Below are 21664 nucleotides of genomic sequence, written 5' to 3' on the forward strand. Positions count from 1 at the left end.
CCACATGACCACCTTCACCGCCAAAACCGCCTTTTTGCCGCTCGACAATGGCCTTGCCCGCCGTGAAGGCGTGATGAGCGACGGTTCGCCGGCGGCGGAAGTGCGTTTCGAGGCCGGCGCCTTCGGCCAGCTGCAAAAGCCCGCGCACGCGCTGCAAACCCGGGTGATATCCGGCGAATTCGAGTTCACCCTCGGCGGCAACACCCGGATAGTACGTGCCGGCGAGAGCCTTACCCTGCCGGCCAACGTCGCCAGCGGCTGCTTCTGCCTGAGCGCCGGCACGCTGCTGGAAATTCCCCAAACGCGTTAAACCGCATTTACAGAAAGGTTATTTGCGCAACAAGCTGCCCGCAACGCGTTGCATTTGCGCCACATTTACCCCCGTTTTGCTCTATCCGCCGCACCGCCGCGGTTTTTTATTTTGTTTCCCGCCGCTTAGCCTTTATAATGCGCAACGTCTATCAGTTGAATGGTTTCAGCCCTTGATCTGCGAAAACGCAATAACAACACGATGTGATCTTACCCCGTTGCGCAGCATCCCCGCGCCCCCGCGCGGGCTGAATTTTTCCGCCCCACTTCAACTGTCGTCACCTATCCTTAACTATGTTTTTCACCACCAGGCACGGCCCAAATTCCCTACCGGCGTAAACCGCGCCGGTCAAATTCGTTTTTTTATCCATCACAACTTGTAGAAAACTCCGCCATGAAAAAGACCAAAATTGTTTGTACCATCGGTCCAAAAACCGAATCGGAAGAAATGCTGACCAACCTGCTCAATGCGGGCATGAACGTGATGCGTCTCAACTTCTCTCACGGCGACTATGAAGAGCACGGCAACCGCATCAAGAACATGCGCGCCGTGATGGCGAAAACCGGTATCAACGCCGGCATCCTGCTGGATACCAAAGGCCCGGAAATTCGCACCATGAAACTGGAAGGCGGCAAAGACGCCTCGCTGGTCGCCGGCCAAACCTTCACCTTCACCACTGACCAGAGCGTGATCGGCAACAGCGAGCGCGTGGCGGTCACCTACGCCGGCTTCGCCGCCGACCTGAAGATCGGCAACACCGTGCTGGTTGACGACGGCCTGATCGGCATGGAAGTCACCAACGTGACCGAGAACGAAGTCATCTGTAAGGTGCTGAACAACGGCGACCTGGGCGAGAACAAAGGCGTTAACCTGCCGGGCGTGTCCATCCAGCTGCCTGCGCTGGCCGAGAAAGACAAACGCGACCTGATCTTCGGCTGCGAGCAAGGCGTCGACTTCGTGGCGGCGTCCTTCATCCGTAAACGCTCCGACGTGCTGGAGATCCGCGAGCACCTGAAAGCCCACGGCGGCGAGCAGATCCAGATCATCTCCAAGATTGAAAACCAGGAAGGCCTGAACAACTTCGACGAAATCCTCGAAGCGTCCGACGGCATCATGGTTGCCCGTGGCGATCTGGGCGTCGAGATCCCGGTAGAAGAAGTGATCTTCGCCCAGAAGATGATGATCGAGAAATGCAACCGCGCGCGTAAAGTGGTCATCACCGCCACCCAGATGCTCGATTCCATGATCAAAAACCCGCGCCCTACCCGCGCGGAAGCCGGCGACGTTGCCAACGCCATCCTGGACGGCACCGATGCCGTCATGCTGTCCGGCGAGAGCGCCAAGGGCAAATACCCGCTGGAAGCGGTCAACATCATGGCGACCATCTGCGAGCGTACCGATCGCGTGATGCCAAGCCGTATCGACACCCTGAACGATCGTCGCAAGCTGCGCATCACCGAAGCGGTGTGCCGCGGCGCGGTTGAAACCGCCGAGAAACTGGACGCGCCGCTGATCGTGGTCGCCACCAGCGGCGGCAAGTCGGCAAAATCCGTGCGTAAATACTTCCCGAACGCGGTGATCCTGGCGCTGACCACCAATGAGACTACCGCGCATCAGCTGGTGCTGAGCAAGGGCGTCATCCCGCAGATGGTCAAGGAAATCGCCTCCACCGACGACTTCTACCGCATCGGTAAAGAAGCCGCCCTGGCCAGCGGCCTGGCGCAGAAAGGCGACGTCGTGGTGATGGTCTCCGGCGCGCTGGTGCCGAGCGGCACCACCAACACGGCCTCGGTGCACGTGCTGTAATATAAAACGTGACATAATTGTCTTGCTCAAAACGCCGCTTTGCGGCGTTTTTTTTATCAGCAGTAAACTATTTTACTCAAAACGCAACCGCGATCCGCTCATTATTTAGCTAATAAAGAATCGGAGTAGTCCCATGGAAGCCGGCTGTTTTCCCTCGTTTTTTTAACTAATTTGTAAAACCAGATGCAAGTTTGAGCGAACGATCAAAATAAAGCACCTCAACACTAAAAAATTATTCTCTTTCGAAAAAAGTTTGTGTAATACTTGTAACGCTACATGGAGATTAACTCAATCTAGAGGGTGTTATAATGAATCGTACTAAACTGGTACTGGGCGCGGTAATCCTGGGTTCCACTCTGCTGGCTGGCTGCTCTAGCAACGCTAAAATCGATCAACTGTCTTCTGACGTTCAGACTCTGAACGCTAAAGTTGATCAGCTGAGCAACGACGTGAACGCAATGCGTTCTGACGTTCAAGCTGCTAAAGACGACGCAGCACGCGCTAACCAGCGTCTGGACAACCAAGCTCACGCTTACAAAAAGTAAGATAGCTTTGGTTATTGAAAACGGCGCACATTGTGCGCCGTTTTTTTTGTCTGTTCGTCAGCCTAGGTGTTTCCTGCACCGCAAGCAAAAAAAAGAGGTTCAGCACGCTGAACCCCTCTTCGACCGCTCAATCCTGCAAACTTAGTTCACCGAACTGATTGGCGCTGCCTTGAATGGGCTCTTATTCGCCGCAGGAGCCGCTGCAGGCGTCAAACTCACCGCCGACGGACTCTCCCCTACGTTGACCAGCACCGGCATGCCAGAACGGCGTACAACCGCGCTATCGAACACGGCGCGATCGGTCTGACCATCGGCCGCAAAGGCTTTCTCCGCTTTAGACAACGCGATCGGCATGGTCTGCGGATCGTCGCTTTCCACCCGCGACAGCGGCTGGTGCACTTCAACATAGCGTTTGCCGTCCGGCTCGACCGAAACCTTCACCGGATCGTTGATCACCTGCACTCGCGTGCCGCGCGGCACCATGTTGAACAGCGCCTCGATATCCGTCGGACGCAGACGAATGCAGCCGGAGCTGACGCGCATGCCGATGCCGAAGTTGGCGTTGGTGCCGTGGATCAGGTATTCACCGCGCCCCATCGCCAGACGCAGGGCGAACAGCCCCATCGGGTTCTCAGGGCCGGCCGGCACCACCGCAGGCAGCGTCACGCCCTGGGATTGATAGCGCTTGCGGATGTTGGCGGTGGGCGTCCAGGTCGGGTTAGGGATCTTCTGGCTGATGGAGGTCACCTCCAGCGGCGTGTGCATCCCGGTCTGGCCGATGCCGATCGGATAGACGATCACTTTGTTCTCGCCTTTCGGGTAGTAATAAAGGCGCAGCTCGGCCAGGTTGACGATGATCCCTTCACGCTTGGTGTCAGGCAGCAGCATTTGGGTCGGAATAGTCAGCACCGTACCCGGCTTGGGCAGGAACGGATCCGTGCCGGGGTTGGCTTCCAGCATGCCCAGCAGGCCGATCTTGTAGTCAGCGGCGATGGCTTCCAGCGGGCGGCCGTCGTTTGGCACGGTATAAGTGGTGTTTTCGCCGATCAGACGGCTGTCCGGCGGCGGCAGCGGGTACTCGGTCGCACTGGCGGCCTGCGTGCCGGCCAATACGGTGGCGAAGACCATGCCCATTAAACTCAACGCACGTTTCATTATCATCCCTATATTTTTTATGACGGTTCGCCCACAAGGCTAACGAGCGCCAGGTGGTGGGTAAATCAGACAATACCTGATTAATACTAGCAACGCTGGTATCAAAGGCAATAAGTCCTCTAAAAATCAACACGTTATAACGTAATCGCCGTCATTGATTGTCAACGAAACGTCAACAGTTAAGCTGCTGAAATATCACTGAATTGGGCGCGTTGCCCGGAGGAAAATCGTGAATTGTAAAGACTCATTGACAAAGCACAGGTATCAATGAGTCTTGAGGATGAAGGCGTTATGGATCAGGCCAGCTGCGCCGCTTTACTGCGAATGGCGCGGATCATCGCCTCCAGCCCCTGCGAGCGCGAAGGCGTCAGATGTTGGCTGAGCGCCAGCTCGGTGAAAAACGGCCGCACATCGAGATCGACGATCTGCTGCGGCGTCAATTGGCGATAAAGAATGAACACCACCGCCAGCAACCCTTTGACGATCGCCGCGTCGCTGTCGCCGTGAAACTCGACCTGCCCCTGCTCATCGCGGCGCATCACGATCCACACCTGGCTCTGACAGCCGGAGATCAGGTTGCCGGCCTGCCGCTCCGCCTCGTCCAGCGGCGGCAATTTAGCGCCGAGTTCAATCACGTACAGGTATTTCTCCTCCCAGTTCAGACAGCGGGAGAAATTACGCACCAATTTATCTTTGTCCGGCAAATTCGCCATGGGGATCCTTTTGTACCGCCGGGGACGCGCCCCGGCCTAACCTAATAACTGATGAATGCGTTGCAGCCCGGCCACCAGCCGGTCCACCTCTTCGCGGGTATTATATAACGCCAGCGAAGCACGGCACATGCTCGGCACCTGATAAAACGCCATCAGGGGCATCGCGCAGTGATGGCCGGTGCGAATGGCGATACCGTACTGGTCGAGGAAGCTGCCGACGTCATAGGCGTGGTGCTCTCCCAGATTGAAGGCGATCACCCCGGCGCGATGCGCCGGACCATAGATTTTCAGCGTCGGCACCTGCTTGAGCGCCTCGAGCGCGTAATGCATCAGCGACTGTTCATAATCGTGGATCGCATTCAGGCTCAAGGCTTCGACGTAATCAAACGCCGCGCCCAGCCCCATGATGCCGGCGGTGTTCGACGAACCGGCCTCGAAGCGCCACGGCGGATCGGCGAAGGTGGTGCCCGCCGTCAGGCTGACCTGCCGGATCATCGAGCCGCCCCCTTCCCACGGCGGCATCTGCTGCAACAACGCCTGGCGGCCATACAGCATGCCGATGCCGGAAGGGCCATACAGCTTATGGCCGGAAAACACGTAGAAATCGCAGTCCAGCGCCTGGACATCGACGCGCTGGTGCATCACCGCCTGCGCGCCGTCCACCAGCACCGTCAGATCCGGTGACAGGGTTCTGGCGCGGGCGATGATCTCACGCACCGGGTTAACGGTGCCCAGCACGTTGGAGACCTCGGTCAGCGCCAGCAGTTTACAGGACGCGTCGACCAGTTCCGGCAACCGCGCCAGATCCAGCGTACCGTCCGGCTGCAGCGGCCACACCCGCAGCTGCAACCCGCGCTCCTGCGCCAGCATCTGCCACGGCACGATGTTGGCGTGGTGCTCCATCTCGGTGATGAGAATCGCATCGCCCGGCTGCAGCAGGTGGCGGCCAAAGCTGTTGGCCACCAGATTGATGCCTTCGGTGGTGCCCTTGACGAACACCATCTCTTCCGCCGAGGCGGCATTGATAAAGCGCGCCGCCTGTTCCCGCACCGCTTCCATCTGCTGAGTCGCCTCGGCGCTCAGGGTGTGGATACCGCGATGCACCGCCGCATACCCGTGGCGGTAGAAATCCAGCTCGCGGTCGATCACCGCCTGCGGTTTCTGCGCGCTGGCGGCGCTGTCGAGATAGGCCAGCGGTTGGCCGTTCACCTCACGCGCCAACAGCGGGAAATCGCCGCGCACGCGTTCAATCGGATAACTCATGCAGCCTCCCCCGGCAGGCGCTGGGCGATGCGCGCCAGCACCCGTTCCCGGATGGTGTCGTTGGCGATGCCTTCGGTCAGCTCGGCGGCGAAGGCGAAGATGATCATCTGCTGCGCCGCGTGCTTGTCGATGCCGCGCGACTGCAGATAGAACAGCTGCTCTTCATCGATGCGCCCCACGGTGGCGCCGTGGCTGCACTTGACGTCGTCTGCGTAGATCTCCAGCTGCGGCTTGGTATCCACTTCCGCCACCTTGCCCAACAGCAGGTTATGGTTGGTCATCTGGCCGTCGGTTTTGATGGCGTGTTTGGCCACTTTGATCATGCCGTTGAACACCGCCTTGCCGCGATCGCTGACCACGGTTTTATGCAGCTGGCGGCTTTCGCAATAGCCCTTGTTGTGCTCCAGATAGGTGCGGGTGTCGCAAATCTCTTTGCCCACCGGCAGCACCAGGCTGTTGATCATCAGATTCGCGCCTTCGCCGTTCAACTGCGCGCTGGTGTTGTGCCGCGTCAGGCCGGCGCCCAGCAGGAAGCTGTCGCTTTTCACCCGCGCGTCGCGGCCGATAACCAGATCGTTGTGGGCAAAGTGGTAGCTTGGCTGGCTCTCAAACGCCAGCTTGCAGTGCAGCAGCCCGGCGTTGTCCGCCACATTGGCGGTCAGGCGCGCGCCGGTAAAGTGTGCGGCCTCGCCCAGGCTGACGTAGTGCTCGATCACTTCCGCCTCAGCCCCGCGCCCGATCTCCAGATGATGGCGGTGATGCACGGTGTTCACTTCCCCGGCGGCGCCGCGTCCGCTGCTGATGTGCAGCAGATACAGCGGGCGTGCAGGGATCTTGCCGGCCGGCAAGCGAATCAGGCTGGTTTCCTGCGCCAGGCTTTCGGTCAGGTGCAGAAAAATCTCCGGCTGGATCGGCTCCGGCAACGCCTGCGGCGTGCCATAGGCGGTCAACTCGAACTGGTAGTCGCCCAGGTCGCCATCGCTCAGCGCGGCGCTGTAGCGGCCGTCGATAAACACCAGCCGACAGGCATCGATGCCGAGCGCCAGCGCATCGAGCTGCTCTGCGCTCACCGGGGCGGGCTGCGGCTCGAGGAATTGCTGCTCCAGCAGGCTCTCCAGCGGCGTGTATTTCCAGTTTTCATGTTTGCGCGTCGGCCAGCCGAGGCGCAGCGCCTGCTGCCAGTGCGCCAGCGCATGCGGCGAACGCTCGCCGCCGCGCCCTTCGAACAGGCGATACAGCTGCTGCAGCGCGTTTGAATTACTGTTGGTCGGTAAGCCAGCCATAGCCCTGCTCCTCCAACTGTTTCACCAGCGAGAAATCGCCGGATTTGACGATGCGCCCCTGGGACAGCACGTGTACGTAATCCGGCTGGATGTAGTCCAGAATGCGCTGATAGTGGGTGACGATGATAAAGGCGCGCTTGCCGTCCCGCAGCGAGTTGACGCCGTTGGCGACGATTTTGAGCGCATCGATGTCCAGGCCCGAATCGGTTTCATCGAGAATGCACAGATCCGGCTCCAGCGCCGCCATCTGCAGAATGTCGTTGCGTTTTTTCTCGCCGCCGGAGAAGCCGACGTTGACCGAACGGGTCAGCAGATCGGCCGGCATGTCCAGCAGCGCGATTTTCTCTTCGATGAAATCGGCGAAGTCAAAGCGATCCAGCGGCTCCTGGTCGCGGTATTTGCGCACCGCGTTGACCGACGTCTGCAGGAAGAAGTGGTTGCTGACGCCGGGGATCTCCACCGGGTATTGGAAGGCCAGGAACACGCCCTCGCCCGCGCGATCTTCCGGATCCAGCTCCAGCAGATCCTTGCCCTTGAAGGTGACTTCCCCTTCGGTCACTTCGTACTCTTCACGCCCGGCCAGCGTGGCGGACAGCGTGCTCTTGCCCGAGCCGTTCGGCCCCATGATGGCGTGCACTTCGCCCGGTTTGATCTCCAGATCCAATCCCTTGAGGATCTCGTTGCCTTCCACGCTGACTTTCAAATTCTTGATGCTTAACATGCTGTGTCCTCAGATAGCGCCGACGGCGCTAAAAATGCGGCGATTAACCCACGCTGTGTTCCAGGCTGATGGCCAGGAGTTTTTGCGCCTCGACGGCGAACTCCAGCGGCAGCTCGGAGAAAACGTCCTTGCAGAAACCGTTGACGATCATCGAAATGGCGTCATCCTCGCTGATGCCGCGCTGCAGGCAGTAGAACAGCTGGTCATCGCCGATCTTCGAGGTAGTGGCTTCGTGCTCCAGCTGAGCGCTGTTGTTGCGCGCTTCAACGTAAGGGAACGTGTGGGCACCGCTGTCCGGCCCGATCAGCATCGAGTCGCACTGGGTAAAATTACGGGCGTTTTCCGCCCCCGGCAGGATTTTCACCAGGCCGCGATAGGTGTTCTCGCTGTGGCCGGCGGAGATGCCTTTGGCGATGATGGTCGACCTGGTGTTTTTGCCGATGTGGATCATCTTGGTGCCGGTATCCGCCTGCTGATGGCCGCTGGTCAGCGCCACCGAGAAGAATTCGCCGATCGAGTTGTCGCCCTGCAAAATCACGCTCGGGTATTTCCAGGTGATGGCCGAGCCGGTTTCCGACTGGGTCCAGGACATTTTCGAACCGGCGCCTTCGCACAGCGCGCGTTTGGTGACGAAGTTGAGGATACCGCCCTTGCTCTCGCCGCCGGAGAACCAGTTCTGCACCGTCGAGTATTTCACTTCGGCGTCTTTATGCAGGATCACTTCCACCACCGCCGCATGCAGTTGGTAGCTGTCGCGCACCGGGGCGGAACAGCCTTCGATATAGCTGACGTAGCTGCCTTCGTCGGCGATCAGGATGGTGCGCTCGAACTGGCCGGTTTTGGCGGCGTTGATGCGGAAGTAGGTCGACAGCTCCATCGGGCAGCGCACGCCTTTCGGCACATAGACGAAGGTGCCGTCGGAGGCCACCGCGGCGTTCAGCGCAGCGAAGAAGTTATCGTTGGACGGCACCACGCGCCCCAGGTATTGACGCACCAGATCCGGGTATTCCTGGATCGCTTCGCCGAACGAACAGAAGATCACCCCGCTCTCCGCCAGTTTTTCACGGTAGGTGGTGGCGACCGAGACCGAGTCGAAGATGGCGTCCACCGCCACCTCGCTGCCCTCGCGCACCGGCACGCCGAGCTGGTTGAACGCCAGCTCCACTTCGCTGGTCAGGTAATCTTTTTCCGTCGCCGCGCCCGGTTGCTGCTCGGCGCCGGGTTGCGAACCGCATGCATCGTCGCAGCTGCCGCAGGACGGCGCCGAATAGTAACTGTAGTCCTGGTAGTTCAGGCGTTCGTAATTGGCCTTCAGCCAGTGCGGCTCTTCCATCTGCAGCCAGGCGCGATAAGCCTCAAGGCGGAATTCCAGCATCCACTCGGGTTCGTTGCGCTTGGCCGAGATGGCGCGCACCACCTCTTCGTTGATGCCCTTGGCCAACTCATCGGTTGCCAGCTGGGTGAAGAAACCTTCTTTGTAGCGACCTTCGCTGACCCAAGCCTGCACTTCATTAGGCATTTCTACATTGCTTCGTGTCATGTTGATTGCATCGCTCAAACGCCAAAGCTCTCGCCGCACCCGCAGGCATGCTGAGCTTTAGGGTTGTTGAATTTGAATATCTGATTCAGCCCTTCGCGGACGTAATCTACCGTGGTGCCATCGATGAACGGCATGGCCTTCAGCGGCACATAGAGTTTGGCGCCGTCGCGCTCAAACAGCAGATCGTCATCGGCGGGTTCGCGGGTCAGATCCAGCACATAGGCAAAGCCGGCGCAGCCGGATTGTTTCACCCCTAGCTGCAGCCCTTTCACCTGCGGATCCTGCTGCATCAGTTTGGTTATTTGTCGTACGGCGCTGTCGCTGAGCGAAATGCCTTGCCAGACATTTTCATCCAGAGAAAAAGTGCCGACATTTTCCGTTTGCATAGGGTCTACCTCACACTCGTGTTTGGCCACAGCCAATCTGGGTTGCTTATATGTTAGTGATAACGATTATCACTTCAACCGTTTGTTTTGCGGGGGTATCCGCCGCAAGCGCGGTTTTTCGCTGCGGCGTGCGGCAAGCCAGCGGGACATCCGTGGCGGCTTGCGGCGTCTGGCGGCAAGGTGTGCATGCTATCCCTATGAATTTATTCTTTATCCTGCATCACCGTACCGCACTCCCCGGTGGCCCGTCAGCGTTACAGCGCCGCGGTACGTTGCCGATCTAAACATTCATAGAAAATACCTATTTCTGCATTCTGTCTGTCGTAAATGTGCGTTTATCGGCATTTCGTGGCGCAGCGCAAGCGCGCGCCCTCAGGTTAAAGTTTAGTCGCTCAGCATCAAGTTGGGTCGTCGGCGGCCTTTTACACCCCGCGCGATGAAAAAACGCCACGCCGGGGATTGATCGGCAGCGCGGCAGTTTATATGATAATGATTATCATTCAATTTGAATTTGAGCGCGAAGCCAATGACTCTTTCGATCAACGCATGGTTGCTGGGCAAGATTGATGACTACAAATTCAGCGTGCGCGACGCCACGGTGGACTTTTACATGGCCGAAGCGGCGCTACGGCGCCCGGAATGCAATATCGACCACCTGAAGCGGTACAACAGCGTCAGCCTGACCATGGCCAATTTGTGTCTGGAGAACGGCGACGACGACAGCTACCTGCACGCGCTCAGCAAGCTGCACAACCGGCTGATCGTCGAGATCAACAACCCACAGCGTTGCCAGCTGTTTCGGGTGCAAAGCTACCACTTCGCCCGCCATACGCTGACGCTGATCTGCCAAAAATATGCGATGGAAGGCACCTGGGAGAAGGCGAACGCGTTTCAGAAGGACTTCGTCAAACGCGTGCCGTTTCAGCTGTAAAGCGAAAGGCTCCGCAGGCCGATCGCCTGCGGAAAGCGGCGGGGATCAGTCGATGACCGCCGTGGTCAGACGCGAGGTGCAGCACAACCGATCGCGCGCGTCGAAGATCTCGATTTGCCACACCTGATGGCGACGGCCGACGTGCAGTGCGCGGCACACCCCGCGCACCTGGCCATCGAACACCGCGCGCAGGTGGTTGGCGTTGATCTCCAGCCCCACCACTTTCTGCTCGCCCTCACTGCACAGGTAGCCGGCCATCGATCCCATCGATTCCGCCAGCACCACCGACGCCCCGCCGTGCAACAGCCCGAACGGCTGCCGGGTACGGCTATCGACCGGCATGGTGGCCTCGAGGAAATCCTCGCCCAGTTGGGTAAACTCGATGCCCACATGGCTGACCATGCAGCCGTCGCCGGCGCGGTTCAGCTGCTCCAGCGATGTTTCACGTTTCCACAATTTCACTCAATCATCTCCAGAAGTGCCTGTAATGGGTGGCGCACGCCATTGCCCTCGATGCGTTTCACCTGGCTGCGGCAGGAATAGCCGGTCGCCAGGCAGCGCTGCCGCGGCAAACGCTGTAGCGTCGGATGCCATGATAGCTCATAAATGCCGAGCGAGTTTTGCAGGTTCCTGGCTTCATGGCCGTAAGTGCCCGCCATGCCGCAGCAACCGACGCTGACGCTCTCCAGTTTGGCGCCGAAGCGGGCGAAGATCGCCGCCCACTGTTGGCCGCTGGCCGGCAACGCGGTGGTTTCGGTGCAGTGGCCGAACAGATACCACGGCTCGCCGGTCGCCGGCTGTTCGGCACGATCCGCGATCCGCTGCTGCAGCCATTCATGCACCAGCTGCACCTGGAAATCGCCGCGCTCGGCGCCGAGGATCTCGCGGTATTCGTCGCGGTAGCACAGCACCAGCGCCGGATCGACGCCCACCAGCGGCATGCCTAGCTGCGCCACACGGTTGAGGAAATCGGCGGTTTTGCGCGCGGTGCGGGCGAACCGCGTCAGGAAGCCCTTCACATGCTGCGCCTTGCCGTTCGGTGAGAACGGCAGCAGCACCGGTTTATAGCCGAGCTTCTCCACCAGCCGAACAAAGTCCGCCACCACTTTGGCGTCGTAATAGCTGGTGAACGGATCCTGGACGATCAACACGTGTTCTGCGCGCTGCTCGGCGCTCAGCCCTTCCAACTGCTCCAGCGTCAACGTGGTCGCGCGGTGGCCGGACAGCTGCTGACGCAGCGTCGGGCTGGACAACAGCGGCAGATCGACCATGCCGATGGCGTTGCGGCTCATCTCCCGCAGCCACGGCTGGCGGAAGAAGAAGTTGAACACCTTCGGCGCGCGGGCCATCAACGGGGTATAGCTCTCCACGCCGGCGACCATGTAGTCGCTTACCGGGCGCAGATAGCGAGTGTGGTAAAGCTGCAGGAAGCGCGAACGGAATCCCGGCACGTCAATCTTGATGGGACACTGGGTTGAACAGGCCTTACAGGCCAGGCAGCCGGACATCGCCTCTTTCACTTCGTGCGAGAAGTCATACTCACCCTTGCCGGCGTGCCAGCTGTTGCGGGTTTTCTCGATCAGGCCGCGCAAGCTGAGGCGCTGCTGCGGCAGCTGTTTCTCCAGCGCCAGCGGATCGACCCCCTGCTCGGCCAACAGACGCAGCCACTCTCGCACCAGCGTCGCCCGCCCTTTCGGCGAATGAATGCGGTTGCCGCTGATCTTCATCGACGGGCACATCGGGCTGCGCACGTCGAAGTTGAAGCACAGGCCGTTGCCGTTACACTCCAGCGCGCCGCGGAACGAGGTGCGCACCTCGACCGGGATCTGGCGATCGAAGGTGCCGCGTTTGACCGCGTCCACCTGCATCATCGGCGCATCCACCGCCAGCGGCGAACAGATCTTGCCTGGGTTCAGGCGGTTATCCGGATCGAACGCCGCCTTGATGCGGCGCAGCTCTTCATACAGCGTTTCTCCGAAGAATTCAGGGCTGTATTCCGCGCGGAACCCCTTGCCGTGTTCCCCCCACAGCAGGCCGCCGTATTTGGCGGTCAGCGCCACCACCCGATCGGAGATCTGCTTCATCAGCACTTCCTGCTGCGGGTCGCACATGTCGAGCGCCGGGCGCACGTGCAGCACCCCGGCGTCGACGTGGCCAAACATGCCATAGCTCAGATTGTGGTCATCGAGCAGTTGCCGAAATTCGACGATATAGTCCGCCAGATGTTGCGGCGGCACACAGGTGTCCTCGGCGAACGGAATCGGCTTGGCGCGCCCTTTGGCGTTGCCCAGCAGCCCGACCGCCTTCTTGCGCATGTTGTAAATGCGCTCGATGCCCGCCAGATCGCCGCAGATCTGGTACCCGATCACGCCGCCCTGCCGCTGCGCGATCAATTCGTCCAGCCGTTGGCACAGGGCCTCCATCTGGCCGTCGATCAGCGCCCGATCGTCGCCGGCGAACTCGACGATGTTCAGCCCGAGCATCTCTTTATCCGGCACGTCGGCGATCAGTTCGTTCACCGAGTGCCAAACGATGTCTTCACGCGCCAGGTTCAGCACCTTGGAATCGATGGTTTCCACCGACAGCGCCTTGGCCTCGACCATAAAGGGCGCATTGCGCAGCGCCGAGTCGAAGGAATCGTACTTCACGTTGACCAGGCGGCGCACTTTCGGCAGCGGCGTGATGTCCAGCCGCGCCTCGGTGATAAACGCCAGCGTGCCCTCGGCGCCGGTCAGAATACGCGTCAAATCGAAGGTTTGCAGATCGTCGCTCAGCACGTGGCGCAGATCGTAACCGGTGAGGAAGCGGTTGAGCTTGGGGAATTTCTCCAGGATCAGCGCGCGCTGCTCGCGGCAGCGGTTGAGCACCGTGCGGTAGATGCGCCCTTCGGCGGTCTCTTCCAGAGCAATCGTTTCCGCCAGCGCCGTCGGCATGGCGCGGGTATCGATCATCTCACCGCCCAGCAGCACCGCCCGCAGCCCCAACACGTGATCGGAGGTTTTGCCGTACACCAGCGAGCCCTGGCCGGAGGCATCGGTGTTGATCATTCCCCCCAGCGTGGCGCGGTTGCTGGTGGACAGTTCCGGCGAGAAGAAGTAGCCGAACGGCCGCAGGTATTGATTCAACTGATCCTTGATCACCCCGGCTTCGACTTTCACCCAGCCCTGTTCGACGTTGATCTCCAGAATGCGGTTCATATGGCGCGACATATCGACCACGATGCCGGTATTGAGCGACTGGCCGTTGGTGCCGGTGCCGCCGCCGCGCGGGCTGAAGGTCAGCGTATTGAAGCGCTCTTCTCCGGCCAGACGGGCGATCAGCGCCACGTCGGCGGTGGAACGGGGGAACACCACCGCATCGGGCAGCAGCTGATAGATACTGTTGTCGGTGGCCATCGTCAGCCGGTCGGCATAGCTGGTGGCGGTATCGCCGTTGAATCCGTTTTGCTTCAGTGCTTCCAAAAAGTCGAGCACCCGTTGAACCAGGCCGGGCGCCTGAGAAATCTGTGGGATCATTCGCTTTTTTGACCCTGTCCGTCTATTTTTTATGCGCTGATGTACGCTGAATCGGGCCTTTAATTCAGACCCACCCTATTTTTTAGTGACACTAAAAACTAACATACTCGTTTAGTGAAGGCATTCACATTATTACCGCCCTGCGAGCGCCGCCACAGGCGGCCGCCCGGCGGTGAGAAACCGACCGACAGGCACCCCGATTCGCCGGTGCCAGGGATTTAATTGACCAGGATGAGAACCCACTGATGCCACTCCCGCAATCGCGTTACGACTTACCGCGAATTATTTTCGGCGTGCTGTTTATCGCCATCATGATCGTCGCCTGTTTTTGGGTGATCCAACCGTTTATTCTCGGCTTCGCCTGGGCGGGCATGGTGGTGATCGCCACCTGGCCGCTGCTGCTCAAACTGCAAAAGCTGCTGTGGGGCCGCCGTTCGCTGGCGGTGTTGGTCATGACCCTGCTGCTGATCCTGCTGTTCATTCTGCCTATCTCACTGCTGATCAGCAGCGTGGTGGATAACAGCGCGCCGCTGATCGCCTGGGCCAGTTCGCCGGGCAAACTGCATATTCCCGATCTCGCCTGGCTGCAGTCCGTGCCGATGATCGGCGACAAACTCTATACCAGCTACCACACGCTGGTTAACGCCGGCGGCGCCGCGCTGCTGGCGAAGGTGCAGCCGTACTTTGGCCAAACCGCCACCTGGTTCGTGGCGCAGGCGGCGCATATCGGCCGTCTGCTGCTGCACTGCGCGCTGATGCTGCTGTTCAGCGCCTTGTTGTACGCGCGCGGCGAACAGGTGGCGCTGGGTATCCGCCACTTTGCGGTGCGCCTCGGTTCCGCGCGCGGCGATGCGGCGGTGCTGCTGGGCGGCCAGGCAATTCGCGCCGTCGCGCTGGGCGTGGTGGTGACGGCGTTGGTGCAGTCGGTGCTGGGCGGCATCGGTCTGGCGGTAAGCGGCATTCCTGCCGCCACTCTGCTGACGATGCTGATCTTCATCTGCTGTGTGGCGCAATTGGGGCCGCTGTTGGTGCTGGTGCCGGCCATCATCTGGCTGTACTGGCACGGCGACACCACCTGGGGCACCGTGCTGCTGGTCTGGAGCTGCGTGGTGGCCACGCTGGATAACGTGCTGCGCCCGGTGCTGATCCGCATGGGCGCCGATCTGCCGCTGCTGCTGATCCTGTCCGGCGTTATCGGCGGTTTGCTGGCCTTCGGCATGATTGGCCTGTTCATCGGCCCGGTGGTGTTGGCGGTGTCTTATCGCCTGCTGACCGCCTGGATGGATGAAGCGCCGGAGCCGACCTCCGCGCCGGAGCAAGTCATCGACGAGCTGGAAAAACGCTAATTCCCCCTTCCGCCCGCACCGTCGGGCGGAACTTTTCACGCCCGTCATTATTCCTACCTCATTCGAGTAATATCTCCGCCCAATATAATGCCGCCCTATATTGATTACGGTACGGCGAATGAAAGGTGCAATGTAAATCCCTGTTTGTTGCAAACGGAAAAAAGAGATAACTCCCGCAAATAAAATGTGATGCCGCTATCGATTAGGATGATTCTTAATGACTAGTCGCGTTCAAAAATCTAGTATTATGGCCATCTATTGCTTCAAATCACTGATTTTAAAGCAACCTTTCTGAACAATGTAATGCCATACATGTGAATTGCTGTGTGTAGTCTTTGCCCATCTCCTACGGTGGGCTTTTTTTTATTCTTTTTTCGTCGAATTGATTATTTTACGCGCCGTTATTTACATTCGGAAATAAAAAGGCCGCAGCGTTAACTGCGGCCCGGCGTTAATGCCTCAGTGAGGCCGAGACATTATTTCTTTTTCGACAAATTGATCCAGGTCTGCACCACAGTGTCCGGGTTAAGCGACAGGCTGTCGATGCCCTGCTCCATCAGCCACTCGGCGAAGTCTTCATGGTCAGACGGGCCCTGGCCGCAAATGCCGACGTATTTGCCGTGGCGCTTGGCCGCCTGAATCGCCATCGACAGCAGCGCTTTCACCGCCTCGTTGCGCTCGTCGAACAGTTCCGACACTACGCCGGAATCGCGATCCAGCCCCAGCGCCAGCTGAGTCATGTCGTTGGAGCCGATGGAGAAGCCGTCGAAGTGCTCGAGGAACTGATCCGCCAACAGCGCATTGGACGGGATTTCGCACATCATGATCACTTTCAACCCGTTTTCGCCGCGTTTCAGCCCCTGACGCGCCAACTCGGCCACCACCGCTTCCGCCTGCGCCACGGTGCGCACGAACGGCACCATGATTTCGACGTTGGTCAGCCCCATATCGTTACGCACGCGTTTCACCGCCTCGCACTCCAGCGCGAAGCAATCGCGGAAACTGTCGGCCACGTAACGGCCGGCGCCGCGGAAGCCCAACATCGGGTTCTCTTCGTGCGGTTCATACTTGTCGCCGCCCACCAGGTTGGCGTACTCGTTGGATTTGAAGTCGGACAGACGCACGATCACGCGCTTCGGCCAGAAGGCGGCGCCCAACGTCGCGATGCCTTCGGTCAGGCGACCGACGTAGAACTCGACCGGGTGATCGTAACCCTGCATCAGCGCGCGAATTTCATTTTGCAGCGCCGGCGTCTGCTGGTCGAACTCCAGCAGCGCGCGCGGGTGCACGCCGATCATGCGGTTGATGATAAATTCCAGCCGAGCCAGGCCCACGCCTTCGTTCGGCAAACGCGCGAAGTCGAAAGCGCGATCCGGGTTGCCGACGTTCATCATGATCTTCAGCGGCAGATCCGGCAGCTCGGTCACTTCGGAGCTCTGCACGCTGAAGTCCAGCATGTCGCTGTAAACGAAGCCGGTGTCGCCTTCCGCGCAGGAGACGGTGACTTTCTGGCCGTCTTTCAGCACGTCAGTGGCGTGGCCACAGCCCACCACCGCCGGAATGCCCAGCTCACGGGCGATGATCGCCGCGTGACAGGTGCGCCCGCCGCGGTTGGTGACGATCGCGGCGGCCTTCTTCATGATCGGCTCCCAGTCCGGGTCGGTCATGTCGGTCACCAGCACGTCGCCCGGCTGGATGCGATCCATTTCGCTGATGTCGTGGATCACTTTCACCGGACCGGCGCCGATGCGGTGGCCGATGGCGCGGCCTTCCACCAGCACCGGGCTGGTGCCGTTCAGCTGGTAGCGTTCCATGGTCTGCTCGTTGGAGCGTACGGTCTCCGGGCGCGCCTGCACGATCAGCAGCTTGCCGGTATGGCCGTCTTTCGCCCACTCGATATCCATCGGGCGGCCGTAATGTTTTTCGATCAGGATCGCCTGCTGCGCCAGCGCCTGCACTTCTTCATCCGTCAGCGAGAAACGGCTGCGCTGCGCTTCCGGCACGTCTTCGATGCGCACCTGCTTGCCGTGATCCTGCGACGGCGCGTATACCATGCGGATCTTTTTCGAACCCAGGTTACGGCGCACGATCGCCGGCTTGCCGTTTTGCAGCGTCGGTTTGTGCACGTAGAACTCATCCGGGTTCACCGCGCCCTGCACCACCATTTCACCCAAGCCGAAAGCGGAGGTGATGAAGACCACCTGATCAAAGCCGGACTCGGTGTCGATGGTGAACATCACGCCCGAGGAGGCCAGATCCGAACGCACCATGCGCTGTACGCCGGCCGACAACGCCACGCCGCGGTGATCGTAGCCCTGGTGCACGCGATAAGAGATGGCGCGATCGTTGAACAGCGACGCGAACACGTGCTTGATCGCCACCATTACGGCGTCGATGCCCTGCACGTTGAGGAAGGTTTCCTGCTGACCGGCAAAGGAGGCGTCCGGCATGTCTTCCGCCGTGGCCGAGGAGCGCACCGCAAAGGAAGCTTCCGGTTCGCCGTCGGCGAGCTGTTGGTAAGCCTGATGAATTTCACGCTCGAACTCGGCGTGGAACGGCGTGTCGATCACCCATTGGCGGATCTGGGCGCCGGCCTTGGCCAGTTGGGCAACGTCGTCAACGTCAGTCTGATCCAGTAACTGATAGATGCGCTGGTTAACACCGCTTTGTTCGAGAAAATCGTTAAACGCCTGTGCGGTGGTGGCAAAACCGTTAGGCACGGCCACGCCCAAATCGGAAAGATTGGTGATCATTTCACCGAGGGAGGCATTTTTGCCGCCGACACGGTCAACGTCGTGCATGCCAAGCTGGTTGTACCAAAGCACATTACGCAAGTCTGGGCCATTGTTGGACATCGAGACAATCCTTATTGCTATCAGTAGGGTAAAGACGGATTTAATTCGCTTGCTTTACGGCACCGCTAACACGGAGCCGAATCAGACTAGCACACTGATCCGGGGAAAATGGAAAGGTGAATCGATCAACCCACTGAAGAAAGTGGTTTTTAAGAGAATGTCCTAACCGGCTGATTTGCCTGGGAACCGTTCCCAATCGCACGAAAAGCTTAGTTCTCAACAAATTACGCTCTTTTTAAAATTCTGTTTTAATGACCACGCAAACGCTATCGTTTTTGGTGAAAATAGCGACAAATTTACGTTTCGGCTCGAACAGCGTCGCTGCGCCGCGATTTCTACCGCCGCCAAAGCGCGCTTTTCTTCGTGCGCCGCCGCAAGACGCTTTACCGCTCCGCCGTCACAATTTTTTCCCTCTCCCCTTTACCCGCGGATCGTCTGCGGCTCATGATATTGGCAGTGATGACAGCAGGAACACCGTTTTCAGGTAAGGAGCCTCGGGTGGAAAGAAGCGTTTTTTATATTTCGGATGGTACGGCGATCACCGCCGAAGTGCTGGGGCACGCGGTGCTGTCGCAGTTCCCGGTCACGGCGACCACGTACACCTTGCCGTTTGTCGAAACCGAGGCGCGCGCACGCGCAGTTCGCCAACAAATCGATGATATCTATAATGAAACCGGTGTACGGCCGCTGGTGTTTTACTCCATCATCTCGCCGGAAGTGCGCGACGTGATCGTTCAGAGCCAAGGCTTCTGTCAGGATATCGTGCAGGCGCTGGTCGGCCCGCTGCAGGGTGAGCTGGAGGTGGAGCCGACGCCGGTGCCGAACCGCACCCACGGCCTGACCGCCAGCAACCTCGGCAAGTACGACGCGCGCATTGCCGCCATCGACTATACCCTGGCGCATGACGACGGCATTTCGCTGCGCAACCTCGATCAGGCGCAGGTGATCCTGCTCGGCGTGTCGCGCTGCGGCAAAACCCCCACCAGCCTTTATCTGGCGATGCAGTTCGGCATCCGCGCCGCCAACTACCCGTTTATCGCCGACGATATGGACAATTTGCACCTGCCGGCCTCGCTGAAACCGTTTCAGCATAAATTATTCGGCCTGACCATCGATCCGGAGCGCCTGGCGGCGATCCGCGAAGAACGGCGCGAAAACAGCCGCTACGCCTCATTGCGCCAGTGCCGCATGGAGATCGCCGAGGTCGAGGCGCTGTTCCGCAAAAACCAGATCCGCTATCTCAATACCACCAACTATTCGGTCGAAGAGATCTCCACCAAAATCCTCGACATCCTTGGCATGAGCCGCCGCATGTTCTGATCTTTTCCTCGCGGGGCCGTCGCGCCCCGCCGCCTGCCGTTTATTTCAGCAGCAGCTGATTTTTTTGTGCTTTTTTTCGCGGCTTTGATCAACAGAACGCAATCTCTACGGTTGAATTCAGCGCTTTTTGCGTTATTGTGATCGCCATCACTTCCCGGCACTCCTGCCGCAGAGAAGAACAGTTTCCAGGGAACAACATGCACAAAACAGATGAACTGCGGACCGCGCGCATCGACAGCCTCGTCACGCCGCAAGCGTTGGCGGACAAGCTGCCGATCTCGGCGGCCGTCGCCGATAACGTGACAGCGTCACGCAAACGCATTGAAAAAATCCTCACCGGCGAAGACCGCCGCCTGCTGGTGGTGATCGGCCCCTGCTCCATTCACGATCTCGACGCCGCCGTCGATTACGCCGGCCGGTTGAACGCCCTGCGCGAACGTTACCAGGACCGCCTGGAGATCGTGATGCGCACCTATTTCGAAAAACCGCGCACCGTCGTCGGCTGGAAAGGCCTGATCTCCGATCCGGCGCTGGACGGCACCTTCCAGGTGAACCGCGGCATCGAAATGGCGCGCCGCCTGCTGCTGGAAGTGAACCAGCTCGGCCTGCCGACCGCCACCGAATTCCTGGACATGGTGGTTGGCCAATATATCGCCGACCTGATCAGCTGGGGCGCCATCGGCGCGCGCACCACCGAAAGCCAGATCCACCGTGAAATGGCCTCGGCGCTCTCCTGCCCGGTCGGCTTCAAAAACGGCACCGACGGCAATACCCGCATCGCCATCGACGCCATTCGCGCGGCGCGCGCCGGGCACATGTTCCTGTCGCCGGACAAACATGGCCAGATGACCATCTACCAGACCAGCGGCAACCCGTACGGCCACATCATCATGCGCGGCGGCAAGACGCCGAACTACCACGCCAGCGATATCGCCGCCGCCTGTGACAGCCTGCGCGAGTTCGATCTGCCGGAGCACCTGGTGATCGACTTCAGCCACGGCAACTGTCAGAAAATGCATCGCCGCCAGTTGGAAGTGGCCGACAACGTCTGCCAGCAGATCCGCGCCGGCTCCGCCGCCATCACCGGCGTGATGGCCGAAAGCTTCCTGGTGGAAGGCACGCAGAAGATCGTCGCCGGCCAGCCGCTGACCTATGGCCAGTCGATCACCGATCCTTGCCTGAGCTGGTCCGACAGCGAACAGCTGCTGGCGATGCTGGCGGATGCGGTCGATAGCCGTTTCTGACGCAGCACAGGCCGGGGCCTTGCCCCGGCTTTATTCATCCCGCCCTGCTCATCTATACTGATTGCAACGCTTTAGCACCCGCCGAAATGCACTGGGAGCCCCGGCATGATTCACTCTCTGTTATCCATTCCCTGCGTCACGCTGCAGGGCGAGCAAAAAACGCTGGGCGATTTCCCGGCGCGCGCTTACCTGGTCGTCAACACCGCCAGCAAGTGCGGCTTCACCCCGCAATATCGCGGGCTGGAAAATCTGTGGCAATACTATCGCGAACGTGGCCTGATGGTGCTCGGCTTCCCCTGCAACCAGTTTGGTTCTCAGGAACCGGGCAGCCCGCTGGAGATCGCCAATTTTTGCAGCCTTAACTACGGCGTCAGTTTCCCGCTGTTCAGCAAGATCGACGTTAACGGCCCCGGCGCGCACCCGCTGTTCAATGAGCTGAAACGCCTGGCGCCCGGCATTCTCGGCAGCCACCGCATCAAATGGAACTTCACCAAGTTCCTGCTCACCGCCGACGGCCAGCGCGTGACGCGTTTTGCGCCGATCACCAAACCCGAGCGTCTGTTCGACCGTATCGAAACCCTGCTGAAATAACGCCCCTTTTTTACGGGCCGAGTGCGCTCGGCCCGCCGCCGGATGCCCGTTCGACAAAAAGGTTCCATCGGTAAGAAAATTTTCCTTGATGTAACCTTTCCTTCACATGATAATGATTCTCAGTTTGATATTAATTACCA

Annotated in this window: 18 protein-coding genes and 1 other RNA gene; 9 read left to right on the forward strand and 10 right to left on the reverse strand. The window is 59.6% G+C overall.

Going from position 1 to position 21664, the window contains the following annotated elements; all coding sequences use genetic code 11:
- Positions 1-4: 4 nt before the first annotated feature.
- The 3 genes from ACMGF7_RS21040 (at position 5) to ACMGF7_RS21050 (ending at position 2661) form a co-directional block, all read left to right on the forward strand.
- Entirely contained in the window at positions 5-310 is a 306-nt protein-coding gene (locus ACMGF7_RS21040; RefSeq protein WP_049239968.1) for a cupin, read from the forward strand.
- Between the two features lie 393 nt (positions 311-703).
- Positions 704-2116 (forward strand): pyruvate kinase PykF, encoded by a 1413-nt coding sequence (pykF, locus tag ACMGF7_RS21045; protein ID WP_004931353.1) that lies wholly within the window; start codon positions 704-706, stop codon positions 2114-2116.
- A gap of 308 nt (positions 2117-2424) precedes the next feature.
- A complete protein-coding gene (locus ACMGF7_RS21050; RefSeq protein ID WP_004931354.1) occupies positions 2425-2661 on the forward strand; it encodes a major outer membrane lipoprotein in 237 nt (78 codons plus the stop codon).
- A 141-nt stretch (positions 2662-2802) separates the two neighbouring features.
- On the opposite strand, the gene ACMGF7_RS21055 is transcribed toward ACMGF7_RS21050, so the two are convergent.
- The 7 genes from ACMGF7_RS21055 to sufA form a co-directional block, all read right to left on the reverse strand.
- Positions 2803-3816 carry a L,D-transpeptidase family protein gene (locus tag ACMGF7_RS21055; RefSeq protein ID WP_164095035.1) on the reverse strand — a complete coding sequence of 338 codons (1014 nt, stop codon included), beginning with the start codon at positions 3814-3816 and terminating at the stop codon, positions 2803-2805.
- A gap of 296 nt (positions 3817-4112) precedes the next feature.
- Complete coding sequence (gene sufE / locus ACMGF7_RS21060) at positions 4113-4529, reverse strand: cysteine desulfuration protein SufE (RefSeq protein ID WP_004931358.1); 417 nt, start codon at positions 4527-4529, stop codon at positions 4113-4115.
- Between the two features lie 36 nt (positions 4530-4565).
- Positions 4566-5792: a cysteine desulfurase SufS gene (gene sufS / locus ACMGF7_RS21065; RefSeq protein WP_420286627.1), complete on the reverse strand. Its 1227-nt coding sequence runs from the start codon at positions 5790-5792 to the stop codon at positions 4566-4568.
- Entirely contained in the window at positions 5789-7075 is a 1287-nt protein-coding gene (gene sufD, locus ACMGF7_RS21070) for a Fe-S cluster assembly protein SufD (protein ID WP_164095034.1), read from the reverse strand. The genes sufS and sufD overlap by 4 nt, the downstream gene beginning before the upstream one ends.
- Positions 7050-7796, reverse strand: coding sequence for a Fe-S cluster assembly ATPase SufC (sufC, locus tag ACMGF7_RS21075; RefSeq protein ID WP_015377718.1), 747 nt, complete (start codon positions 7794-7796; stop codon positions 7050-7052). Before sufC ends, sufD begins: the two co-directional genes overlap by 26 nt.
- 43 nt (positions 7797-7839) lie before the next feature.
- Positions 7840-9336, reverse strand: a complete 1497-nt coding sequence (gene sufB / locus ACMGF7_RS21080) for a Fe-S cluster assembly protein SufB (RefSeq protein WP_004931367.1) — start codon at positions 9334-9336, stop codon at positions 7840-7842.
- 14 nt (positions 9337-9350) lie between these two features.
- A complete protein-coding gene (sufA, locus tag ACMGF7_RS21085; RefSeq protein ID WP_004931368.1) occupies positions 9351-9722 on the reverse strand; it encodes a Fe-S cluster assembly scaffold SufA in 372 nt (123 codons plus the stop codon).
- Positions 9723-10248: 526 nt separating this feature from the next.
- Between sufA and ACMGF7_RS21090 the strand changes: the two genes are divergently transcribed.
- The gene (locus ACMGF7_RS21090) at positions 10249-10653 is read left to right on the forward strand and encodes a hypothetical protein (RefSeq protein ID WP_004931369.1); all 405 of its coding nucleotides are present in this window, start codon (positions 10249-10251) and stop codon (positions 10651-10653) included.
- Positions 10654-10698: 45 nt separating this feature from the next.
- Here the strand turns inward: ACMGF7_RS21090 and menI are convergent, their stop codons facing one another.
- A complete protein-coding gene (menI, locus tag ACMGF7_RS21095; RefSeq protein ID WP_004931370.1) occupies positions 10699-11115 on the reverse strand; it encodes a 1,4-dihydroxy-2-naphthoyl-CoA hydrolase in 417 nt (138 codons plus the stop codon).
- Positions 11112-14168, reverse strand: coding sequence for an FAD-binding and (Fe-S)-binding domain-containing protein (locus ACMGF7_RS21100; RefSeq protein WP_015377716.1), 3057 nt, complete (start codon positions 14166-14168; stop codon positions 11112-11114). The genes menI and ACMGF7_RS21100 overlap by 4 nt, the downstream gene beginning before the upstream one ends.
- A gap of 245 nt (positions 14169-14413) precedes the next feature.
- Between ACMGF7_RS21100 and ydiK the strand changes: the two genes are divergently transcribed.
- Both ydiK and rprA read left to right on the forward strand, forming a co-directional pair.
- Positions 14414-15514 (forward strand): AI-2E family transporter YdiK, encoded by a 1101-nt coding sequence (gene ydiK, locus ACMGF7_RS21105; RefSeq protein WP_004931374.1) that lies wholly within the window; start codon positions 14414-14416, stop codon positions 15512-15514.
- A gap of 255 nt (positions 15515-15769) precedes the next feature.
- An RNA gene (rprA, locus tag ACMGF7_RS21110) (antisense sRNA RprA) lies at positions 15770-15881 on the forward strand.
- 109 nt (positions 15882-15990) lie between these two features.
- Here rprA and ppsA read toward each other — a convergent pair.
- On the reverse strand, positions 15991-18369 hold the full coding sequence (ppsA, locus tag ACMGF7_RS21115) for a phosphoenolpyruvate synthase (protein WP_004931376.1): 2379 nt from the start codon (positions 18367-18369) through the stop codon (positions 15991-15993).
- A gap of 459 nt (positions 18370-18828) precedes the next feature.
- Between ppsA and ppsR the strand changes: the two genes are divergently transcribed.
- The 3 genes from ppsR (at position 18829) to ACMGF7_RS21130 (ending at position 21524) form a co-directional block, all read left to right on the forward strand.
- Positions 18829-19689, forward strand: coding sequence for a pyruvate, water dikinase regulatory protein (gene ppsR / locus ACMGF7_RS21120; protein WP_049239973.1), 861 nt, complete (start codon positions 18829-18831; stop codon positions 19687-19689).
- A 197-nt stretch (positions 19690-19886) separates the two neighbouring features.
- The gene (locus tag ACMGF7_RS21125) at positions 19887-20933 is read left to right on the forward strand and encodes a 3-deoxy-7-phosphoheptulonate synthase (RefSeq protein ID WP_004931381.1); all 1047 of its coding nucleotides are present in this window, start codon (positions 19887-19889) and stop codon (positions 20931-20933) included.
- A gap of 105 nt (positions 20934-21038) precedes the next feature.
- Positions 21039-21524 carry a glutathione peroxidase gene (locus ACMGF7_RS21130; RefSeq protein WP_004931382.1) on the forward strand — a complete coding sequence of 162 codons (486 nt, stop codon included), beginning with the start codon at positions 21039-21041 and terminating at the stop codon, positions 21522-21524.
- The last annotated feature ends 140 nt before the right edge of the window (positions 21525-21664 follow it).

The sequence above is a fragment of the Serratia sp. BNK-17 genome (assembly GCF_048684935.1).
GTDB lineage: Bacteria > Pseudomonadota > Gammaproteobacteria > Enterobacterales > Enterobacteriaceae > Serratia > Serratia nematodiphila.

Excerpts from the sequence above, each read along its gene's own strand:
- ppsR (WP_049239973.1), top strand. The coding sequence starts at position 18,829 with ATGACAGCAGGAACACCGTTTTCAGGTAAGGAGCCTCGGGTGGAAAGA.
- sufD (WP_164095034.1), bottom strand. The coding sequence starts at position 7,075 with ATGGCTGGCTTACCGACCAACAGTAATTCAAACGCGCTGCAGCAGCTG.
- ACMGF7_RS21040 (WP_049239968.1), top strand. The coding sequence starts at position 5 with ATGACCACCTTCACCGCCAAAACCGCCTTTTTGCCGCTCGACAATGGC.
- ACMGF7_RS21100 (WP_015377716.1), bottom strand. The coding sequence starts at position 14,168 with ATGATCCCACAGATTTCTCAGGCGCCCGGCCTGGTTCAACGGGTGCTC.
- sufS (WP_420286627.1), bottom strand. The coding sequence starts at position 5,792 with ATGAGTTATCCGATTGAACGCGTGCGCGGCGATTTCCCGCTGTTGGCG.
- pykF (WP_004931353.1), top strand. The coding sequence starts at position 704 with ATGAAAAAGACCAAAATTGTTTGTACCATCGGTCCAAAAACCGAATCG.
- sufC (WP_015377718.1), bottom strand. The coding sequence starts at position 7,796 with ATGTTAAGCATCAAGAATTTGAAAGTCAGCGTGGAAGGCAACGAGATC.
- sufB (WP_004931367.1), bottom strand. The coding sequence starts at position 9,336 with ATGACACGAAGCAATGTAGAAATGCCTAATGAAGTGCAGGCTTGGGTC.
- ppsA (WP_004931376.1), bottom strand. The coding sequence starts at position 18,369 with ATGTCCAACAATGGCCCAGACTTGCGTAATGTGCTTTGGTACAACCAG.
- sufE (WP_004931358.1), bottom strand. The coding sequence starts at position 4,529 with ATGGCGAATTTGCCGGACAAAGATAAATTGGTGCGTAATTTCTCCCGC.
- ydiK (WP_004931374.1), top strand. The coding sequence starts at position 14,414 with ATGCCACTCCCGCAATCGCGTTACGACTTACCGCGAATTATTTTCGGC.
- ACMGF7_RS21130 (WP_004931382.1), top strand. The coding sequence starts at position 21,039 with ATGATTCACTCTCTGTTATCCATTCCCTGCGTCACGCTGCAGGGCGAG.
- ACMGF7_RS21090 (WP_004931369.1), top strand. The coding sequence starts at position 10,249 with ATGACTCTTTCGATCAACGCATGGTTGCTGGGCAAGATTGATGACTAC.
- sufA (WP_004931368.1), bottom strand. The coding sequence starts at position 9,722 with ATGCAAACGGAAAATGTCGGCACTTTTTCTCTGGATGAAAATGTCTGG.
- ACMGF7_RS21050 (WP_004931354.1), top strand. The coding sequence starts at position 2,425 with ATGAATCGTACTAAACTGGTACTGGGCGCGGTAATCCTGGGTTCCACT.
- ACMGF7_RS21125 (WP_004931381.1), top strand. The coding sequence starts at position 19,887 with ATGCACAAAACAGATGAACTGCGGACCGCGCGCATCGACAGCCTCGTC.
- ACMGF7_RS21055 (WP_164095035.1), bottom strand. The coding sequence starts at position 3,816 with ATGAAACGTGCGTTGAGTTTAATGGGCATGGTCTTCGCCACCGTATTG.